Below are 19,394 nucleotides of genomic sequence, written 5' to 3'. Positions count from 1 at the left end.
ATGATCACGTTCAGACAAAAGGGTGATTTTTCTAAGCTGACTCGATTCTTAGAGCGAGCAAAGGAATCGGTTCGTCTCGGTGACCTCGATAAGTATGGTCGAGAGGGCGTAGCCGCCCTTGCGTCTGCAACACCAGTTGATACGGGACGGACGGCAAATTCGTGGCACTACAAGATAGAGCAGAAGCAAAGTTCTGTGTCGATCAGCTTTTACAACACAAATATTCAAAATGGAGTCCCTATTGCAGTTATTTTGCAGTACGGACATGCAACAAGAAACGGCGGCTGGGTACAGGGGCGAGACTACATCAATCCTGCTATCCAGCCTATTTTTGACAAAATTGCAGATGCGGCATGGAAGGAGGTTACTAAGCTATGAGTACAACCGTTGATGAACGTGTCGTCGAAATGCGGTTTGATAACAAGCAGTTTGAGCAGAATATTCAGACCAGTTTATCAAGCCTCGATAAGTTGAAGAAGAGTCTTAACCTCGAAGGGGCAGCAAAAGGCTTAGAAACCGTAAATGATGCCGCAAATAAATGCAGTGGAAATATGTCACCACTTAGCAATGCAGTTGAGACTGTACGAGTGCGATTTTCCGCGTTGGAAGTAATGGCGATTACCGCTTTACAGAACATTACCAATTCTGCACTTGCTGCTGGAAAAAATCTGGTCTCTGCTTTTACAATCGATCCGATTAAATCCGGTTTCGAGGAGTATGAGACCCAGATCAATGCCGTTCAGACAATCCTTGCGAATACCTCTTCAAAAGGAACTACTCTTGACCAGGTAAATAATGCGTTAGATGAATTAAACCATTACGCAGATATGACCATTTACAATTTTACGGAAATGACCCGTAACATTGGTACGTTCACCGCGGCTGGAGTGGATCTTGACACATCTGTAGCAGCTATCAAGGGTATTGCGAACCTTGCAGCCGTATCAGGTTCCAACTCTCAGCAGGCAAGTACCGCTATGTATCAGCTTTCACAGGCATTAGCGGCAGGAACAGTAAAATTGCAGGACTGGAACTCAGTGGTAAACGCTGGTATGGGCGGTCAGGTATTCCAGGATGCGCTGAAAGAAACGGCTAAAGTTCATGGAATTGCCATTGACGAAATGATCAAAGATGAGGGCTCATTCAGAGAGACCCTTAGTAAAGGATGGCTTACCTCTGACATCTTGACTGAAACCTTGGCAAAATTTACAGGTGATCTCAACGAAGATCAGCTTCGGACCATGGGATATACCGATGATCAGATCAAATCCATTATGGAGATGGGTAAAACAGCGAACGATGCAGCAACAAAAGTAAAGACTTTTACTCAGCTGTTCGACACGTTGAAAGAGGCTGCCCAGTCAGGATGGACACAAAGCTGGGAAATTATCGTCGGCGACTTTGAAGAGGCAAAAGAATTACTTACTGAGGTGAGCGATACGTTCAGTGCCGTAATCAATGCTTCTGCCGATGCGAGAAATAAAATGCTTCAGGATTGGAAAGACCTTGGCGGTCGTACCATGATGATCGAAGCAGTAAAGAATGTTTTCGAGGGACTGGTTAGCGTTGCCAAGCCGGTTCGGGAGGCATTCAACGAAATCTTCCCGCCAATGACTGGAAAACAGTTAGCCGAAATCACAGAGCGTATCCGTGATCTGACAGCAAAATTCAAAATGGGGGAAGAAAGTTCAAAGAATCTGAAGAATACGTTTAAAGGCGTATTTGCAGTGCTTGATATCGTCGGACAAGCTTTCAAAGCTGTTGCCGGTGGTGTCGGCGAATTGATTGGTCTTTTCTTACCGGCTGGAAACGGAGTGTTATCACTTACTGGAAGTTTCGGTGAGTATCTTGTTAAGCTTGATGAAACGGTAAAGAAGACAGATGTCTTTGGCAAAGCAGTTTCGACGGTTGTTGATATCGTAAAGATAGCTATTACGTTTGTTAAAACTGCCGGAGAAAAAGTAAAAGAATTTGGAAAAACTGCCGGGGAGAAGTTTGATTTTCCTGGATTTGAATTATTCCACTCATTCCTTGAACGAGTACATGATCGCATGGCTCAGATTGGTGATGGTGCTGGAAAAATGAAGAGCGGAGTCATCGTTGCTTTCGAGATGATGGGCGAAGCACTTGAAAAATGTAAATTTCTCAAAGTTATGGAAGCATTGTGGACCGCTGTGAAAGTAATTGCTGGCGGTATTGCCGATGCAGTCGGGACTATGATGGGAACACTCGCCGAGAAACTCGGAGATGCTGATTTCAGTGGAGTTCTTGATGTCCTTAATAGCATTGCTGTTGGCGGAATTGCCTTATCAATTTCAAAATTCTTAAAGAGTGTAACAGAACCTCTTGAGGGGTTGAATGGCGTTCTTGAAGGAGTAACTGGAATCCTTGACGGCGTTAGAGGATGCTTTGAGGCATATCAGACAAATCTTAAAGCCGGAACGTTACTTAAAATCGGAGCAGCAATCGCTTTGCTTGCTGGTTCTATCGTAGCTATTTCTTTGATCGATAGCGATAAACTGTCAGTTTCTCTTGGGGCTATCACAGTTCTCTTTGCTAATCTACTTGGAGCGATGGCGATTTTTAACAAAATCAGCAGTGATACGGGAAAAGTATCCAAAGCATGTACCGCGATGATCGCTATGTCAGTTGCAGTATCTATTCTGGCAGGAGCTTTGAAGAAAGTTTCAGACCTTGATTGGGGTGAACTTGCGAGAGGTCTGGTTGGAATTGCCGGTCTTACGACTATTGTTGTTGCTTCATCTAAAGCCATGGCAAGCGGTCAGAAACAAGTTATGAAAGGCGCTACCAGCTTAATTATATTTGGAGCAGCTATCAAAATCCTGGCTTCGGCATGTAGGGATTTATCGAAATTACAGTGGGATGAACTTGGACGTGGATTAACAGGAGTCGGAGTCTTATTTGCTGAGATTGCTGTATTCCTTAGAGTTGCAAAATTTAACGGAAAAATGCTTAGCACTGCGACTGGAATTGTTATTCTGGCGGCGGCAATGAAAGTTCTGGCATCCGCTTGCAAAGACTTTGGTCAGATGGAGTGGAGCGAGATTGGAAAAGGATTAGCTGGAATCGGTGGATTACTTGCCGAACTTGCTGTCTTTACGAATTTGGCTGGAAATGCAAAACACGTAATGTCTACTGGCGTAGCCTTAATTGCTATTGGCGCTGCAATGAAAATCTTTGCTTCCGCTGTAAAAGATTTTGGTCAATTACAGTTGGATGAAATCGGCAGAGGTTTAACTGCTATGGGCGGCGCACTTGCAGAGGTAGCTATTGCTGTTAATCTGATGCCGAAGAACATGATCGGTATTGGAACTGGGCTCGTTATCGTCGGCGGCGCACTTGAAACCATTGCAAACTGTATGAGTAAATTCGGAGGTATGCAGTGGGAAGAGATCGGTAGAGGTCTTACCGTCATGGGTGGGGCCTTAGCTGAGTTGGCTATCAGTCTCAATTTCATGAAAGGTACGCTTGGTGGATCAGCAGCATTGTTGGTTGCGTCCGGAGCCTTAGCTGTTCTTGCGCCGGTACTCAGTATTTTGGGAGCGTTATCGTGGGAAGCGATTGCGAAAGGACTTATTTCTATTGCCGGAGCATTCACAATTATCGGCGTAGCAGGCGCGGTACTTACACCATTGGTTCCGACTATTCTGGCATTATCGGGAGCGTTTGCATTGATTGGTGTTGGGGTTCTTACAATCGGAGCGGGTTTACTTGCAGCTGGCACAGGACTTTCGGCACTTGCTATCGGATTCACAGCGCTGGCAACTGCTGGTGCCGCTGGAGCGACTGCAATCGTAGCAGCACTGACAGTTATCGTTACTGGTATCGCTGGCTTAATTCCGGCTGTTCTTACAAAAGTCGGAGAAGGAATTATCGCAATCTGCAAAGTTATTGCTGCCGGAGCGCCAGCTATTGGTGAAGCTGTAAAGGCAGTTGTCTTAACGCTGATCGATGTTTTCGTATCCTGTGTACCGCAGCTGGCAGACGGAGCTTTACAATTAGTGGTTGGTGTATTAGCGGCTCTGGTTACTTATACGCCTCAAATTGTAGATCTAGCTTTCAAATTCCTTATTGGAATTTTAGATGGTATTGCTAGTAATCTGCCGTCACTGATTAAAGCTGGTGTCGATGTACTCGTAGCATTTTTCGCTGGTATCGTCGATGCACTGAGAGGAATCGATACTGGAGCTTTGCTAAAAGGAATTGCCGGAATCGGTCTGTTATCAGCTATTATGCTTGCTCTTAGTGCAACAGCATCGCTTGTTCCAGGAGCAATGGTTGGAATCCTTGGTATGGGTGCGGTTGTTGCTGAGATGGCGTTAGTGCTTGCAGCCGTCGGACTCTTATCGAAACTTCCAGGACTTTCTTGGCTTATCGGAGAAGGTGGAAAGCTTTTACAGGGAATCGGAACGGCAATCGGTCAGTTCGTTGGTGGAATCGTCGGCGGATTTATGAGCGGTGTGTCGAGTCAGTTCCCGCAAATTGGAGCTGATTTATCCACTTTTATGAATAATGTTCAGCCGTTTTTACAGGGAGCTAGTCAGATTCAGCCATCTATGATGGACGGAGTAAAGGCATTAGCCGAGACTGTGCTTATTCTGACAGCGGCTGATATTTTACAGGGATTGACTTCTTGGCTTACAGGAGGATCGTCTTTATCTAAGTTCGGAGAGGAACTTGTACCGTTTGGCGAAGCTATGAGAGATTTCTCGTTAGCTATCGGAAACATGGACGGGGAAATCGTGGCAAATGCGGCGACAGCTGGCAAAGCATTAGCTGAAATGGCAGCCACAATTCCAAATACAGGCGGATTAGTGTCTTTCTTCGCAGGAGAAAATGACATGACTGCCTTTGGAAAGCAGCTTGTACCATTTGGCGAAGCTATGAGACAGTTCGGGGATGCAATTACTGGACTCGATGCAAATGCCGTTACAGAAGCGGCAATCGCTGGCAAGGCCATGGCAGAGATGGCAACAACCATTCCAAATTCTGGTGGTGTCGTAGGATTCTTTGCTGGTGAAAACGATATGGGTGAGTTTGGAAAACAGCTTGTACCATTTGGCGAAGCAATGAAAGCATTTGGCGATGCGGTTCGTGGACTGGAAGCCGATGCAATCGTCAATTCTGCAACGGCGGGCAAGGCTTTAGTCGAGCTTGCTGATACTGTTCCCAATACAGGTGGCGTTGTAGCATTCTTTACTGGAAACAACGATGTTGATACTTTCGGTGAGAAACTTGTACCGTTCGGTGAAGCTATGAAGGCATATTCTGAAGCTATTATGGGTATGGATTCTGCGGCTATTACGAACTCAGCAACAGCTGGTAAAGCCCTAGTGGAGCTTGCCAACACCATTCCAAATACCGGAGGACTTGTAAGCTGGTTTACTGGCGACAACGATCTTGGCGGTTTCGGTGACAGTCTGGTTCAGTTCGGAAGTGGAATTAAGAGTTATTCGGATTCTATTTCTGGAATTGATACCGGAATCATGTCGAGCGTAATCACACAGGTAAATCGCCTTGTTGAGATGGCTAAGGGAATGGCTGAGTTGGATACGAGTGGTATGAGCGGTTTCAGTACAGCGCTTACACAGCTTGGAAATAACGGAATCGACAGCTTTATTAACGCATTTACAGATGCGAGCGGAAGAGTGACATCAGCCGCAACATCTATGCTGACAACATTCATCAATGCGGCTAATGCGCAAAAGAGCAATATGACATCTACGTTTACGACCATGATGCAGGCTGTACTTACGACCCTTACAAACTATCAAACCCAGTTCAATACGGCAGGCTCTACGTTGATGACGAAATTCATCACCGGAATCAAATCTCAGGACGGAAATACCAAAACTGCCATTACCAATATAATTAGCGGTTGTGTTACTGCTATCAACAACAAGCAAACCCAATTCAATACAGCAGGTGCGAACCTCATGATCAAATTCATTGCCGGAATCAAATCGAAAGATTACGAAACTAGAAATGCGTTTGTAAACATCTTAAGTTCATGCCTCACAGCTATTGCGAACAAGTATCCGGAATTTCAAAATGCAGGAATGCAGTGCATGATTAAGTTCATTGCTGGCATTAAGGAAAAAGCCGAAGAAGTAAAAACTGCCTTCACCGGGAATCTTAATGCTTCTGTAACGGCTATCCGGGACTACCATGATCAGTTTAAACAGGCAGGTGCTTACCTGGTAGAGGGCTTTGCTGATGGAATCAGTGAGAACACATATCGCGCAGAAGCGAAAGCCAGAGCAATGGCAAGGGCTGCGGCAGAAGCAGCAGAAGACGAATTGGACGAACATTCACCTTCCAGAGTAGGATACCATATCGGTGATTTCTTTGGATTGGGATTCGTCAATGCAATCGGAACCTATGCAGTAAAGGCATACAACGCAAGTGCTGATATGGCTAAATCAGCAAAAACAGGTCTTGGAAACGCAATCGCAAAGGTAAAGGATATGATCGACAACGGCGTTGATACTCAGCCTATGATTCGACCGATTCTGGATCTGTCAGACATTGAAGAGAAGAGCCATCGACTGAATACACTGTTTAGCAGATCACAGGCGTTGACTGTCAGCACAGGAATTGCAGCATCACGTGAGCGGAATCTTCAAAATGAAGATACCAATCCGAATACAGGAAACTCTTACAAATTTGTACAGAATAACTATTCGCCTAAGGCACTGTCGAGAACAGAGATTTATCGGCAGACGAAGAATCAGTTCTCGGCGATGGAAAGGATGGTGGAAACTTGATTCGAGCAGTCACGTTTACAAACTATCTTGGCGATAGTATCCGACTTGATTTAGCGAGACCGGAGGAATCCGGTTTCATCATCAAGTCTGTAACTGGCTTGGGGCCGGGAAAAGCGAACATCAATACGACAGAAATCGCTACAAACGATGGAAGCCTGTTCAATTCTTCAAGGATGCCGAGCCGAAACATTGTTATTTCTCTTGCGTATATGTGGAAGGATTCCATCGAAGACGTAAGACAGCTTTCATACAAGTATTTTCCTATTAAAAAGAAACTCACAATGCTTATCGAAACCGATAACAGGCAGGCGGAGATTGAAGGGTACGTCGAATCAAATGATCCAGCAATCTTCAGTAAAGATGAGGGTTCGGATATCTCAATCGTGTGTCCGAATCCTTTCTTTTATTCTGCTGGAAAAGACGGAATCAACACGACTATCTTCTATGGCGTAGAGGCACTGTTTGAGTTTCCTTTCAGTAACGAATCGCTTCAGGACCCGTTGCTGGAAATGGGAGAAATCAAAAATGAAACAGAGCAGGTGGTTGTGTATAATGGCGACGCTGAAATTGGAGTGACTATTACGATTCATGCAATCGGTGAAGCCAGCAATATCACAATCTATAATACCGGTACTCGTGAAGTGATGCGGATCGATACCGATAAATTGGAGAAATTCACTGGCTCTGGAATTATAGCAGGTGACGAAATTATCATCTGCACTGTAAAAGGAAACAAGTCGATTACGCTTCTTAGAAACGGAAAGACTACAAACATCTTGAACTGCCTGGATAAAAATGCAGATTGGTTCCAGCTTGCGAAGGGTGACAACATCTTTGCTTATACAGCTGAGTACGGAAGTACAAATTTACAGTTTAAGATTGAGAACCGTATTGTCTACGAGGGGGTATAAGCACTATGGATGTGATGATTTTAAACACTGACCTGGATGCAGTCTCCATCGTGGATACGTACGAATCCTTCATCTGGACTGATCGGTATTATGCCTATGGTGACTTTGAGCTGTATGAAGCAATGCGAGATGGTCTTCTGGAATATATCAAACAGGACTATTATTTGCAGAGCAAGGAATCTGAGCATGTGATGATCGTAGAAAAAATCCAGATTACTTCCGATACCGAAGACGGTAACCATGTAACGGTTACTGGACGCTCGTTAGAATCTATTCTCGATAGGCGAATCGTCTGGGGACAGAAGCTATTAAGCGGAAATCTTCAAAATGGAATTAAAACATTGCTCAATGAGAATGTAATTTCCCCATCAGACAGCAATCGAAAAATTCCAAACTTTATTTTCAAAGAATCAATCGACCCGGCAATTACAAAGTTGAAACTGGAAGCTCAATATACAGGTGATAATCTATACGATGTCATTCAGAAAATTTGCGAGGAGCAGGGTATCGGTTTCAAGATTACGCTGAACGATGAAAAGCAGTTCGTCTTTGAATTGTATGCCGGTTCTGACAGGTCATACGATCAGACAGAGAATCCATACGTTATATTTTCTCCGAAATTTGAGAATATCATCAACAGTAACTATATCGAATCCAAAGCTTCGTTGAAAACCGTGACTTTGGTTGGTGGAGAAGGCGAGGGTGCTGGTCGAAGATACACTACAGTTGGCGGTGGTTCTGGTTTGAATCGTAGGGAACTGTTTACGGATGCTCGTGACATCTCTTCGAATGTTGGAAGTGATGATGCATTGACCGATGCCGAGTATATGGCTCAGTTGCAGCAAAGAGGAAAAGAAAAACTTGCAGAAAATGTGAGCATTACCTCATTTGAGGGAGAAACGGAAACAACTATCATGTTCCAGTATGGAAAAGATTTCTTTAACGGGGACATTGTACAGATTGCGAACGAATACGGACACGAGACAAAAGCTCGTATTCTTGAAATTGTTCGTTCAGAAGATAAGGACGGTTATTCCGTCTATCCGACTTTTAAGACTATAGAACAGGAAGGAGCGTGATGAAGAAGTGAGTGTAACATTTGGATTTTATAATTCAAAAGAAGGAGATCGGCGCTACGATGCTATTCAGATGTCCAGCATTTTCGATGGAATCATTCAGGACGGAATCTTGCAGCATGTCGGAACTGCAATGGTTGTAAAAGAATCGGAAGCAATGATTATCAACGTTGGTGTCGGACGAGCCTGGTTCAATCACACTTGGACGCTGAATGACGCTCTGTTACCGTTAGTAGTTCCACAGTCCGAGATTCTGTTGAACCGATATGATGCAGTTGTACTTGAAGTGGATTCGAGAGAGGCCGTCAGAGCAAATGACATCAAAATCATTAAAGGAACCCCAGCATCGAATCCAACGAAACCTACGATGGTGAAGACAAATGATCGCTGGCAATATCCACTGGCGTATATTTATGTCGGCGCCGGAGTCACTTCTATTCGACAGGCAAACATCACGAACTGTGTTGGAACTTCAGAGTGTCCATTCGTAACGGCTCCATTGGACAAGGTTGAAATCGATGATTTGATTGCCCAATGGCAGGACCAGTGGAAAGAGTTCTACGAAAAGCAGACTACTGATATGGAAGAAACAAATAAGTTTTGGAAAGAGCAGTGGTCTACCTGGTTCCTGGCACAGACCGAGGAGATTCAGTCAGCATATTTGGCATGGGAAGCTCAGTGGAACCTTTGGTACTCGGAGCACACAGCAGATATGGAAGCCACAAGTACCTATTGGAAAGAAAAATGGGAGGCGTGGTTCAACGAATACACAAGCACCAATACTGCTGAAATGGCTGACTGGAAACAGAAATCAGAAACGGAATTCCGTGATTGGTTTGAGCAGTTACAGGCACTGCTGGACAGCAATACGGCAGCGAGTCTTGCGAAAAAACTTCTGGAATTACAGAAGCAGGTAGATATTCTTAATCAGTTCAGTTCCAACCTTGAAAATGAATACACGGTATATCAGAAGCTTTACGACAATGGATACCGTACTTATGGAGACGTGCTCGATTCTTCGGATGCATCCATTACTGACAGCAATTTGGATACGGTCATTGGACGTACATATTCCAGTGATCTTCTCCGTGACAGCAATGGCGATGTTATTGAAGGTCGGGCTATTTTTGTCATCAAATAAAGGAGGATTCATTAAATGAAAATCACAGACTACGAAAAGGTCCAGGCATTAGCGGCAAGTAATATTTTTCTGCTTGACGGACCTAACGGAACAAAGACCATCGCAGCAGATGCTTTAGCAAAAGCGTTAATCGGTCTTTTAAGTTCCAAAGATTTTATCGGAGGAGTAAATCTTTCCGAGCTTACACAGGTGAATGCATTAGCATCCGGCAACAAACTTCTTGTCGGGACTACGGAAGGAAACAAGGCTATCGCTGCTGAAGATGCGCTCTTTGCTATGCTGGACAGCTTTGCTCCAGTGGAGCTTCGCCGGGTTATCTTCAGAGGTAAGAATCTCGGAACAGCTCTGACAGCGGTACAGAAAGCTGCTATTAAGGACGGTTCCTTTAAAGGAATGTTCCTTGGCGATTATTGGAGTATCGGAGGCCGTATCTGGCGTATCGTTGATATGGATTACTGGTACAACTGCGGTGACACTGCATTTACCAGCCATCATCTTGTGATCATGCCGGATGAAGCGCTTTACAATGCACAGATGAATACTACCAATATTACAACAGGTGGATACGTTGGTTCTGAGATGTATAAAAAGAACCTGGCGAACGCAAAGACAATCGTCAATGCGGCTTTCCAGGGTTCTGTTCTTACTCACAGAGAATACCTGTGCAATGCGGTTGCAAACGGAAGACCGTCCGGTGGAGCATGGTTTGATTCCAGTATTGAGCTCCCGAACGAACCTATGATGTATGGGCATCTTCATTTCAGTCCGACTTCTGACGGTTCTACTGTTCCGAGCATCTACACAATCAGCAAGACTCAGCTGGCGCTGTTCATGGTGTGTCCTAAATTCATCGTAAACAGATCTTACAACCAGTGGTTAAGAGACGTCGTTTCTTCGGCTCACTTTGCCTATGTGGGCAACTATGGCGCTGCGGGCTACAACTCCGCTTCGCTCTCGTATGGAGTTCGTCCGGTCTTCCCGGTTGGTTAATTAAAATCGCGGGGCCTTGTGCCCCGTTTATATTTTTGAAAGGAGCTTCTAATCATGGAAGATAAAATCTATAAAATTACCCTCGGTGATGGAACTGAGATTTCCAATCTTAAGCTGAACGGAAACAATTTCATTTCTACAGAAAAGATTGAGGAATCCGCATTTGCAGATAACTGCTCTCCGGTTACTATCAGCGACGGAACAACCGAGACTGTTCATCCGAATATGGAGCTGGTTCAGATCGTTGAGCAGGTTCCTGGCGAATACTGGTTTGTCCTTAGAGATATTTCTGAGGAGGAGTTTGCCAGAACCAAAATGCAGTCTGACATCGCCTACATTGCGATGATGTCCAATGTAGAGCTTTAAGAAGGAGGATCACCATGGAACATAGCAAGAATTACAGTAAAGTAAAGCTTTGGTACCGCATGAAAATGTGGAATGAGACCAGAGTTCGTAATGCGGTGAAGATGGGCTGGATCACCAAAGAGGAGTTCGCTGAGATCACCGGTAAAGATTACGAATGAGCGTTCTGTTAGGCGACAGAAAAGAGTCAAAATTCGAAGCGATTACGTACTCGATCGAGTTGCATGATATGCTGATACTCCTTATGCAGAGGGGATTTGGTGTTAAGGATGTGGACGGCTTTGTTCGGAAGAAGTATGCGTATGGAGAAATTTCGGAAGAAAACTTTGCTAAGTACAGGGAACTGATGCGGAGTTTCAAATCGAAAGTAAACCAGTGTGCTTCCTTGATAACGAGCAATGTTAGAGCGGCAAACACCATTTACCCACGGACAATGCACGAGTACGAGACCAGGAGAGATTACCAGAATGCGGCCATTGTAAATTGCGAGCAGCTCATCAACGAGTTGCAGCGGGTTGTTGAAATATTCGATGTAGATCTGAATGTGTACAACCGGTATGTTAAAGCTATCGACCGAGAAATCGGATTGATAAAAAGGTGGCGTCAAAGAGACATGGCGATTAAGTCGCGGTTAGAAAAAGGGTAACATCTAAAAAATTGCGTCGTTTCTTCGGCTAACTTTGCCAATGTGAACAACAATGGCAATACGAACTACAACAACGCTTCGAACTCTAATGGAGTTCGTCCGGATTCTTCGATTAACCAACGAAGAAGGAGATGCTATCCGTTCCGCAAGGATAAATAATAAAGCCTAATACAATTTACTACGGTAAGTATTGTTATAACGGTGAATAGGTTATGAACTACGAGGAGATTGTCTGTGACGCCAATAACTTGTATAGGGCTTATAAGGTCTCTGTGAAAAGCAGCAAGTGGAAAGAATCGACGCAAAAATTCATGATGAATTTCCTGCGGTATATATTTGAAATCCAAGACGATCTAATAAATCGGACACTTCAAAATGGACCGACACAGGAATTCGAGCTGCACGAAAGAGGCCGAATAAGACCTATTACAAGCATTCAAATCCGCGATCGCATTGTCCGACATTCTCTGTGCGATGAGGTTTTACTTCCAGAAGTTAGAAAACATATCATTTATGATAACTGCGCATCTATCAAGGGGCGCGGAATTTCACAACAGAGAAAACGATTCGAAATCCATCTCCACAAATACTACCAATTATACGGAAATGACGGTTATATTCTATTCGGTGACTTTTCAAAGTTCTATGACAATATTATCCATGAGATTGCTAAACGAGAATTGTTGAAGCTGTTCAATGATGATGAGTTTATTGACTGGCTTTTAACGTTGATATTTAAGGGTTTCCAGATCGATGTTTCGTATATGTCTGACGAGGAATACGAGACCTGTATGATCGATACTTTCAGTAAACTGGAGTATCGGAATATTCCAAAAGAGAAGCTCACTGGCGAAAAGTGGATGGAGAAGTCCGTCAATATTGGGGATCAACTTTCACAAGTCATTGGAATTTATTATCCATATCCGATTGACAATTACGTCAAGTATGTGCGTCAGCAGAAATTTTATGGAAGGTATATGGACGATTGGTACATCATGAATCCCAGTAAAGAAGAGCTTGAAAACTTGCTCGAAAACGTCTATAAAATAGCAGCCGAACTTGGAATCCATATCAATCGTAAGAAAACCAGAATCGTTAAGATTTCGAGCAAATACAAATTCTTGCAAATCAAGTACACACTTACGGATACAGGTAAAGTCATCAAACGAATAAACCCGGATCGAGTTACCGCAATGCGTAGAAAACTCAAGAAACTTGCCGTTAAGGTTGAAAATGAAGAAGCGGATTACGACAATGTCGAAAATATGTTTCGCGGTTGGATGGGAGGACATTATAAACTCTTATCCAGAGAACAACGAAAGAATTTAATACAGCTTTACGAAGACCTATTTAGTAAGGAAATCACAATAGTCAACAAGAAGCTGATTGTTTCTGATAGGTCTGCATGATTGCACATAAAGAAGGAGGAAAACGATGAAACCATGGTTTCAGGTTGTACTTACGATCTTTAGCTCAGTTCTTGCATCTTCTGGGCTGTGGGCCTATTTGCAAAAGAAAAGCGAGCAAAAAGATGTAAAAACAGAGATGCTTATTGGATTGGCACATGACAGGATCATGTATCTTGGAATGTCGTATATTGACCGTGGGTGTGTAACCCAGGATGAATATGAGAATCTGAGAGTGTATCTCTATGAACCCTACGAACGTATGGGCGGGAATGGTTCAGCAAAGCGAATTATGCAGGAGGTGGACAAACTCCCGATTCATAAATTTATAGAGAAGGAGGAAGAGCACAATGAGCATGAGTAACAAGACATACGACATCCTTAAGTGGATTGCTATGTATCTGCTTCCGGCTGCTGGTACATTATATTTTGCACTGGCTGGAATCTGGGGTCTCCCGTATGGAGAGCAGGTAGTCGGAACCATCACTGCGGTTGATACTTTCCTTGGTGTTATCCTTGGAATCAGTACATCCCAGTACAACAAGACTGCTGATAAAGAAAAATAATGAAAGTGTCATGGAGGACTAAACATTATGGCAAATATGAATGTAAACAAAGTCATTTACGGGGGGGATGTCCTTATCGATCTTACTGGCGATTCCGTCAGTGCAGATAAGGTCCTCAAAGGTATTACTGCTCATGATAAGAGTGGTGCAAAGATCACGGGTACCTGTACATTCGACAGCGATACTTCCGAAGATACCGCGGCTGTCGCTGAGATTCTCGTAGGAAAGACTGCGCACGCCCGTGGAAGTAAGCTTACAGGTACTATGAAGAACAACGGCGCTGTCAAGGGTATCATCTCAACTGTGGCTGGAGAATATACAGTACCGCAAGGCTATCATGATGGCTCTGGTAAGGTGTCTATTGACGCCACCGAACAGGCAAAGCTTATTGCTACTAACATTCGTGAGGGTGTGACGATTCTTGGCGTTGAGGGTGCCATGTCTGGTTCTGAGGATATGAAGCCACAGAGCAAGGAAGTAACACCGTCCAAAGAAGCTCAGACGATCATGCCCGATGAAGAGTACAACTGCTTATCTCAGGTTACAGTTAAGGCAATCCCATATGTAGAAACCGATAACTCTGCCGGAGGAAAGACTGTTACAATCGGATAAGGAGGTTTTGTCAAATGGCTGCGAATAAAGTCGTATTCGGCAATAAAGTTTTGATCGACCTTACCGGCGATACTGTTACGGAAGAAGCTTTGCTAAAGGGCTATACAGCACACAAAGCAGATGGTACAATTATTACCGGAACGGCTTTCGCAGGATATCCTAATGAGTTCGTGTTCTTAGACAACATCCAGGACTCAAGTGGAAACCCAATCAAAGACAGTTCCGGTAAAACAATTCAGGGACAAACCATCTATCGCAAAGCTCGCAACTCGGTTCTTTTGGATTCTACGGGCGATGTGATTGAAGACGGTTTTGAACAGTAGATAGAGGTGGTTAAGTTTGTGTGGGTGTCGTTTATTTCTCGATTATTCCTACATTTGAACCCTCTAGGTACTGTAAATGCTGGATAGTTTGTTTCTATTATAAAAAGAACAAAATAACTGAAAATATAAGAAATTATAGAAAGCGGAACAGAGAGAAAAATCTTCTCGTTGTTCCGCTTTTTGAATAACGTTTATTTTAAAAGTAAATCCATCAGACAGGCAAATACATCATCTGCCTGATTCTGCCAGTTGGTGCAGATGGCTTCCGCCTGTTCCTTTGTCTGGACAGTTAAAGTAAAATCAAGGCGGGTACGGCCTTTTTCCCGGAGCTGGCATCGCACACCGTATTCCTGTTCCGGTGTTTTGTAATAATCGGATAGATATGCATTTTCTGTTTTAATGGCAAGCTTATTTGCCTGAAAATAAGCTGCAATATCTTCTTCAATAGAAGGGGATATTTTGTCATGGAAAAAATGCAGTGTTTCTTTTCCTGCAGGAGTAATGATATACCGTGTACTGTTGTGGGTGTTTTCCGTACGGACAAGCCCGGAATCCATCAGGTCATGAATGACCTGCTGAATCGTAAAGTAGTCGGTATATTCCCTGTCTAAAAAGAAATCTGAAATCTGCGCATTGGACAATGGAAAATCAATATGTTCAAGCATGTGCAGAATAATTAATTTATATAAAGTAGCTGGTTCAGCCATAAAATCACCTCTTAGTTGCTAAGCGTCCCTGGTAAGTATTCCGCTCTTTTAAGCGGCGGTGAATCTGATTTAAAACAGTCCGTTTTCCGGTGCTCCACATCGGCGCAATCAGTAAATTCTTTGGACCATCGCCGGTAATCCGGTGAATCACCATTTCCGGAGGCAGAAGCTCCAGACAGTCAATAATCATTTCACAGTATTCATCCATGGAAAATACCGGAAAATGTGTCTTTTCATAATAAGCGGCTAAATCGGTGCCGGATAATACATGAAGCAGCTGTAGCTTGATTCCCCAGACCGGGAGATTTGCAATTGCCTGAACGGAAGCAGACATCATTTCTCTGGTTTCGTGGGGCAGTCCTAAAATCAGATGAACAATCACCTTGATAGAAAGGGCGTGAAGGGCGAAGAGACTTTTTTGAAAAGTCTCATAAGTAAAGCCGCTTCGTGTAAACACTCTGGTGTCATCATGGATTGTCTGTAAACCAAGTTCCACCCAGACGGTTTTCTTTTCATTGATTTCGGCAAGCAGTGAAAGAATCTCAGGCTGCAGACAGTCAGGTCTTGTGGCAATGGAAATAATAACCACATCCGGGTCATTTACTGCCTGCATATAAAGATCCCGCAGGTGTTCCACAGAACCATAAGTATTCGTGAATGCCTGAAAATATGCAATGAATTTGTTGCAGTTTCTTTTTGCTCTCAGAATCCTTTTTTCAGTTTCTAACTGCTCTGTGATAGAAAGTGTGGGAGAGGCGGCAAAATCTCCGGAACCACCGGCAGAGCAGAAAATACAGCCTCTGGTATCTAAGCGTCCGTCACGGTTGGGACAACTGAGTCCGGCATTTAATGCAATCCGGTATACCTTTTCGTGATAGGTATTTTTTAAATAGTAGTCCAGAGAGTGGTAGCGCTTCTCCCCCCACAGTGAAATCGTGTCGTTTGTCATTAGCGGATGTGTGATTTGACTGCCTGGCTTACCACTTCGGCAACACGCGGGTCAAATGCTTCCGGCATAATAAAGTCTTCATTTAATTCTTCATCAGATACTAACCCTGCAATTGCTTTTGCAGCAGCAAGCTTCATTTCTTCTGTAATCTGGGAAGCGTGTCCTTCTAAAGCACCTTTGAAGATTCCCGGGAAAGCAACGACGTTGTTTACCTGATTCGGGAAATCACTTCTTCCGGTTCCGACCACTTTAGCACCTGCAGCTTTGGCAAGGTCTGGCATGATTTCTGGAGTAGGATTTGCCATGGCAAAAAGAATGGCATCTTTATTCATGGATGCAACCATTTCCTGAGTCACGATATTCGGTGCGGAAACACCAACGAAGATATCAGCACCCTTTAATGCATCGGCAAGGGTACCGGATTCATTGGAAAGGTTGGTAACTTCGGTCATTTTCTTCTGCATCCAGTTTAAGTCAGGATAATCTTTGCCGATGATTCCCATGCGGTCACACATAATAACATTTTTAAAGCCGTAAGTCAGTAACAGTTTGGTGATGGCAACACCGGCAGAACCGGCACCGTTTACAACAACGCGGCAGTTTTCTTTTTCTTTTCCGGTTACTTTTAATGCGTTGATAATTCCGGCAAGAACAACAATAGCAGTACCATGCTGGTCGTCATGGAAGACCGGAATATCAAGCATTTCCTTTAAACGCTCTTCAATTTCAAAACAACGTGGGGCGGAAATATCCTCTAAGTTGATGCCGCCGAATCCTGGAGCAATATTTTTAACAGTTTTTATAATTTCTTCGGTATCCTGTGTGTCAAGGCAGATTGGAACAGCGTTGACATTTCCAAATTCTTTAAACAGTACACATTTTCCTTCCATAACCGGCATGGCTGCGTACGGTCCGATGTTTCCGAGACCGAGAACAGCGCTTCCGTCTGAGACAACGGCAACGGTGTTGGCTTTCATGGTATAAGTATAAGCTTCTTCTTTATTTTCTGCGATGATACGGCAAGGTGCCGCAACACCAGGTGTGTATGCGATAGATAAATCTTCCCGGGTCTTTACCGGTGTCTTGGAGATGGTTTCTAATTTTCCATTCCATTTTTTATGCATTTCAATTGCTTTTTCGTTGGTATCCATAGTTCGTCTCCTTTTCTTAGCCATTGATTACTTCCGTCTAGTATCATATCATTAAAAAATTTTTAAAGCAAGAAAAAGGACTTCCTATTTGAAAGAAACTGTTGTATAATACGAAAAGACGAATCTTACGTTCCAATTATTTTTATTTCAAAAAGAAATCCCAATTATTTAGCAGATAATCAAATAAGCAAGAGGTAAGGAGAATAGAATGAGAGAGAAGTATGAAAGTCTTTCTGCAGCAGTGTTGCGTGAACTGGCAAAAGCAAGGGGAATGAAAGGAATTTCTACCTTAAAGAAAGCTGAGTTAGTAGAAGCGATGCTGGCGGAAGATGAAAAGGAAGCAAAGGTGCAGGAAGCCAAGAAAGAAGCAGAAGGTACAACAGAAACTACGGAGCAGGTAGCAGAAACCAGAACCTATCGCGCAGAACGTCCGCACCGGGAAAATGCAGCGAGGGGACATGGGGGCGAGATGCGTCGAAGCACAGTAAGACATACACCGGATGAGCATATTTCGGAAAAAGATGAAACGGAGCGTGTGGCAGAAGAAAACAAGGACTTAGACAGCGGTGTGAAGGCACATGGAATTCTTGAAGTTATGCCGGATGGATTCGGATTTATCCGTTGTGAAAATTATCTGCCGGGAGAGCATGATGTCTATGTTTCTCCGTCCCAGATTCGTAAGTTCAATCTGAAAACCGGAGATATTGTGACCGGAAATACCAGAATTAAGACACAGGCTGAAAAATTCTCTGCATTATTATACATTACTTCTATTAATGACCTGCATCCGTCAGAGGCTGTAAAGCGGAAGAATTTTGAAGATTTAACTCCGATTTTTCCGGATGAGAGAATCCGGCTTGAGACAAGCCATAGTGCAATGGCAATGCGAATTGTAGATTTAGTATCTCCGATTGGTAAGGGACAGCGTGGAATGATTGTTTCCCCACCAAAAGCAGGTAAGACTACATTATTAAAAGGTGTGGCACAGGCAGTAAAGCAGAATAACCCGGAGATGCATCTGATTATCTTATTAATTGATGAGCGGCCGGAGGAAGTTACCGATATTAAGGAAGCAATTGAAGGACCGAATGTAGAAGTTATTTATTCTACCTTTGACGAATTGCCGGAGCATCATAAGAGAGTATCCGAGATGGTAATTGAGAGAGCAAAACGTCTGGTAGAACATAAGAAGGATGTTATGATTCTCTTAGACAGTATTACAAGACTTGCAAGAGCATATAACCTTACAGTTCCGCCAAGTGGAAGAACCTTATCCGGTGGTCTTGATCCGGCAGCCCTCCATATGCCGAAGCGTTTCTTTGGTGCAGCCCGTAATATGCGTGAGGGCGGAAGCCTTACGATTCTTGCAACAGCACTGGTAGATACCGGAAGCAAGATGGATGATGTTGTTTACGAGGAATTTAAGGGAACCGGTAACATGGAACTGGTGCTTGACCGTAAGTTATCTGAGAAACGTGTATTCCCTGCAATTGACATTGTAAAATCCGGTACAAGAAGAGAAGACCTCTTACTGACACAGGAAGAGCAGGAGGCCGTATTTATTATGCGTAAGGCAATCAATGGCATGCGTACCGATGAAGCGGTTGAGAGCATCTTGAATATGTTTGTCCGGACGAAAAACAACCGGGAATATATCCAGACTGTAAAAAAGACAAAATTTGTTTAAAAACACTTGCATAACAGCTTTTCCTATGCTACAATGAATAAGCTGTTTATTCGGAAACTAAACAGTATCGCACTTAAA

At 43.7% G+C, this 19,394-nt stretch carries 18 protein-coding genes; 15 read left to right on the top strand and 3 right to left on the bottom strand.

Translation table 11 applies throughout. The features are described from left to right. From DWX96_RS03705 to DWX96_RS03640, 14 genes are all read left to right on the top strand, one after another. Complete coding sequence (locus tag DWX96_RS03705; protein WP_003500495.1) at positions 1 to 378, top strand: HK97 gp10 family phage protein; 378 nt, start codon at positions 1 to 3, stop codon at positions 376 to 378. Continuing rightward, complete coding sequence (locus DWX96_RS03700; RefSeq protein WP_118082928.1) at positions 375 to 6,788, top strand: tape measure protein; 6,414 nt, start codon at positions 375 to 377, stop codon at positions 6,786 to 6,788. Before DWX96_RS03705 ends, DWX96_RS03700 begins: the two co-directional genes overlap by 4 nt. Beyond that, complete coding sequence (locus DWX96_RS03695; protein ID WP_118082926.1) at positions 6,785 to 7,699, top strand: phage distal tail protein; 915 nt, start codon at positions 6,785 to 6,787, stop codon at positions 7,697 to 7,699. Before DWX96_RS03700 ends, DWX96_RS03695 begins: the two co-directional genes overlap by 4 nt. A gap of 5 nt (positions 7,700 to 7,704) precedes the next feature. Next, a complete protein-coding gene (locus DWX96_RS03690) occupies positions 7,705 to 8,778 on the top strand; it encodes a siphovirus ReqiPepy6 Gp37-like family protein (RefSeq protein WP_118082924.1) in 1,074 nt (357 codons plus the stop codon). 7 nt (positions 8,779 to 8,785) lie between these two features. Next, positions 8,786 to 9,916 (top strand): hypothetical protein, encoded by a 1,131-nt coding sequence (locus tag DWX96_RS03685; protein WP_118082922.1) that lies wholly within the window; start codon positions 8,786 to 8,788, stop codon positions 9,914 to 9,916. A gap of 15 nt (positions 9,917 to 9,931) precedes the next feature. Then, complete coding sequence (locus DWX96_RS03680) at positions 9,932 to 10,906, top strand: hypothetical protein (RefSeq protein WP_118082920.1); 975 nt, start codon at positions 9,932 to 9,934, stop codon at positions 10,904 to 10,906. A gap of 54 nt (positions 10,907 to 10,960) precedes the next feature. Continuing rightward, complete coding sequence (locus DWX96_RS03675; RefSeq protein ID WP_118082918.1) at positions 10,961 to 11,272, top strand: hypothetical protein; 312 nt, start codon at positions 10,961 to 10,963, stop codon at positions 11,270 to 11,272. Between the two features lie 14 nt (positions 11,273 to 11,286). Then, positions 11,287 to 11,430, top strand: a complete 144-nt coding sequence (locus DWX96_RS03670; protein ID WP_118082916.1) for an XkdX family protein — start codon at positions 11,287 to 11,289, stop codon at positions 11,428 to 11,430. Next, positions 11,427 to 11,915 carry a hypothetical protein gene (locus DWX96_RS03665; protein WP_015544745.1) on the top strand — a complete coding sequence of 163 codons (489 nt, stop codon included), beginning with the start codon at positions 11,427 to 11,429 and terminating at the stop codon, positions 11,913 to 11,915. Before DWX96_RS03670 ends, DWX96_RS03665 begins: the two co-directional genes overlap by 4 nt. Before the next feature lie 212 nt (positions 11,916 to 12,127). Beyond that, entirely contained in the window at positions 12,128 to 13,324 is a 1,197-nt protein-coding gene (locus DWX96_RS03660) for a reverse transcriptase domain-containing protein (RefSeq protein WP_118082914.1), read from the top strand. Between the two features lie 25 nt (positions 13,325 to 13,349). After that, positions 13,350 to 13,685 carry a hypothetical protein gene (locus tag DWX96_RS03655; RefSeq protein WP_118082912.1) on the top strand — a complete coding sequence of 112 codons (336 nt, stop codon included), beginning with the start codon at positions 13,350 to 13,352 and terminating at the stop codon, positions 13,683 to 13,685. Beyond that, positions 13,672 to 13,887, top strand: a complete 216-nt coding sequence (locus DWX96_RS03650) for a phage holin (RefSeq protein WP_039891743.1) — start codon at positions 13,672 to 13,674, stop codon at positions 13,885 to 13,887. Before DWX96_RS03655 ends, DWX96_RS03650 begins: the two co-directional genes overlap by 14 nt. 27 nt (positions 13,888 to 13,914) lie before the next feature. After that, on the top strand, positions 13,915 to 14,499 hold the full coding sequence (locus tag DWX96_RS03645; protein ID WP_117469731.1) for a hypothetical protein: 585 nt from the start codon (positions 13,915 to 13,917) through the stop codon (positions 14,497 to 14,499). A gap of 14 nt (positions 14,500 to 14,513) precedes the next feature. Next, a complete protein-coding gene (locus tag DWX96_RS03640) occupies positions 14,514 to 14,822 on the top strand; it encodes a histidine kinase (RefSeq protein WP_117469730.1) in 309 nt (102 codons plus the stop codon). 191 nt (positions 14,823 to 15,013) lie between these two features. Here DWX96_RS03640 and DWX96_RS03635 read toward each other — a convergent pair whose 3' ends face one another. The 3 genes from DWX96_RS03635 to DWX96_RS03625 are packed head-to-tail and all read right to left on the bottom strand — an operon-like array spanning position 15,014 to position 17,629. Further along, positions 15,014 to 15,529, bottom strand: a complete 516-nt coding sequence (locus DWX96_RS03635) for a DUF4364 family protein (protein ID WP_022243133.1) — start codon at positions 15,527 to 15,529, stop codon at positions 15,014 to 15,016. Between the two features lie 4 nt (positions 15,530 to 15,533). After that, positions 15,534 to 16,478 (bottom strand): TIGR01212 family radical SAM protein, encoded by a 945-nt coding sequence (locus tag DWX96_RS03630; RefSeq protein WP_242988721.1) that lies wholly within the window; start codon positions 16,476 to 16,478, stop codon positions 15,534 to 15,536. Continuing rightward, a complete protein-coding gene (locus DWX96_RS03625) occupies positions 16,478 to 17,629 on the bottom strand; it encodes an NAD(P)-dependent malic enzyme (RefSeq protein ID WP_022243131.1) in 1,152 nt (383 codons plus the stop codon). The genes DWX96_RS03630 and DWX96_RS03625 overlap by 1 nt, the downstream gene beginning before the upstream one ends. Before the next feature lie 208 nt (positions 17,630 to 17,837). Here DWX96_RS03625 and rho point away from each other — a divergent pair, with 208 nt between their 5' ends. After that, positions 17,838 to 19,316, top strand: coding sequence for a transcription termination factor Rho (gene rho / locus DWX96_RS03620; protein ID WP_118056815.1), 1,479 nt, complete (start codon positions 17,838 to 17,840; stop codon positions 19,314 to 19,316). Positions 19,317 to 19,394 lie beyond the last annotated feature (78 nt).

Source organism: Roseburia sp. AF22-2LB (assembly GCF_003461125.1).
Taxonomy (GTDB): domain Bacteria; phylum Bacillota; class Clostridia; order Lachnospirales; family Lachnospiraceae; genus Roseburia_C; species Roseburia_C amylophila.
Note: the sequence above shows the minus strand (reverse complement) of the source record. Positions and strands in the feature narration are given on the sequence as shown.

Bases quoted from the DNA above. Each gene is read 5' to 3' on its own strand.
- DWX96_RS03630 (WP_242988721.1), bottom strand. From the start codon at position 16,478: ATGACAAACGACACGATTTCACTGTGGGGGGAGAAGCGCTACCACTCT.
- DWX96_RS03640 (WP_117469730.1), top strand. From the start codon at position 14,514: ATGGCTGCGAATAAAGTCGTATTCGGCAATAAAGTTTTGATCGACCTT.
- DWX96_RS03655 (WP_118082912.1), top strand. From the start codon at position 13,350: ATGAAACCATGGTTTCAGGTTGTACTTACGATCTTTAGCTCAGTTCTT.
- DWX96_RS03645 (WP_117469731.1), top strand. From the start codon at position 13,915: ATGGCAAATATGAATGTAAACAAAGTCATTTACGGGGGGGATGTCCTT.
- DWX96_RS03625 (WP_022243131.1), bottom strand. From the start codon at position 17,629: ATGGATACCAACGAAAAAGCAATTGAAATGCATAAAAAATGGAATGGA.
- DWX96_RS03660 (WP_118082914.1), top strand. From the start codon at position 12,128: ATGAACTACGAGGAGATTGTCTGTGACGCCAATAACTTGTATAGGGCT.
- DWX96_RS03705 (WP_003500495.1), top strand. From the start codon at position 1: ATGATCACGTTCAGACAAAAGGGTGATTTTTCTAAGCTGACTCGATTC.
- rho (WP_118056815.1), top strand. From the start codon at position 17,838: ATGAGAGAGAAGTATGAAAGTCTTTCTGCAGCAGTGTTGCGTGAACTG.
- DWX96_RS03650 (WP_039891743.1), top strand. From the start codon at position 13,672: ATGAGCATGAGTAACAAGACATACGACATCCTTAAGTGGATTGCTATG.
- DWX96_RS03665 (WP_015544745.1), top strand. From the start codon at position 11,427: ATGAGCGTTCTGTTAGGCGACAGAAAAGAGTCAAAATTCGAAGCGATT.
- DWX96_RS03670 (WP_118082916.1), top strand. From the start codon at position 11,287: ATGGAACATAGCAAGAATTACAGTAAAGTAAAGCTTTGGTACCGCATG.
- DWX96_RS03680 (WP_118082920.1), top strand. From the start codon at position 9,932: ATGAAAATCACAGACTACGAAAAGGTCCAGGCATTAGCGGCAAGTAAT.
- DWX96_RS03675 (WP_118082918.1), top strand. From the start codon at position 10,961: ATGGAAGATAAAATCTATAAAATTACCCTCGGTGATGGAACTGAGATT.
- DWX96_RS03690 (WP_118082924.1), top strand. From the start codon at position 7,705: ATGGATGTGATGATTTTAAACACTGACCTGGATGCAGTCTCCATCGTG.
- DWX96_RS03700 (WP_118082928.1), top strand. From the start codon at position 375: ATGAGTACAACCGTTGATGAACGTGTCGTCGAAATGCGGTTTGATAAC.
- DWX96_RS03635 (WP_022243133.1), bottom strand. From the start codon at position 15,529: ATGGCTGAACCAGCTACTTTATATAAATTAATTATTCTGCACATGCTT.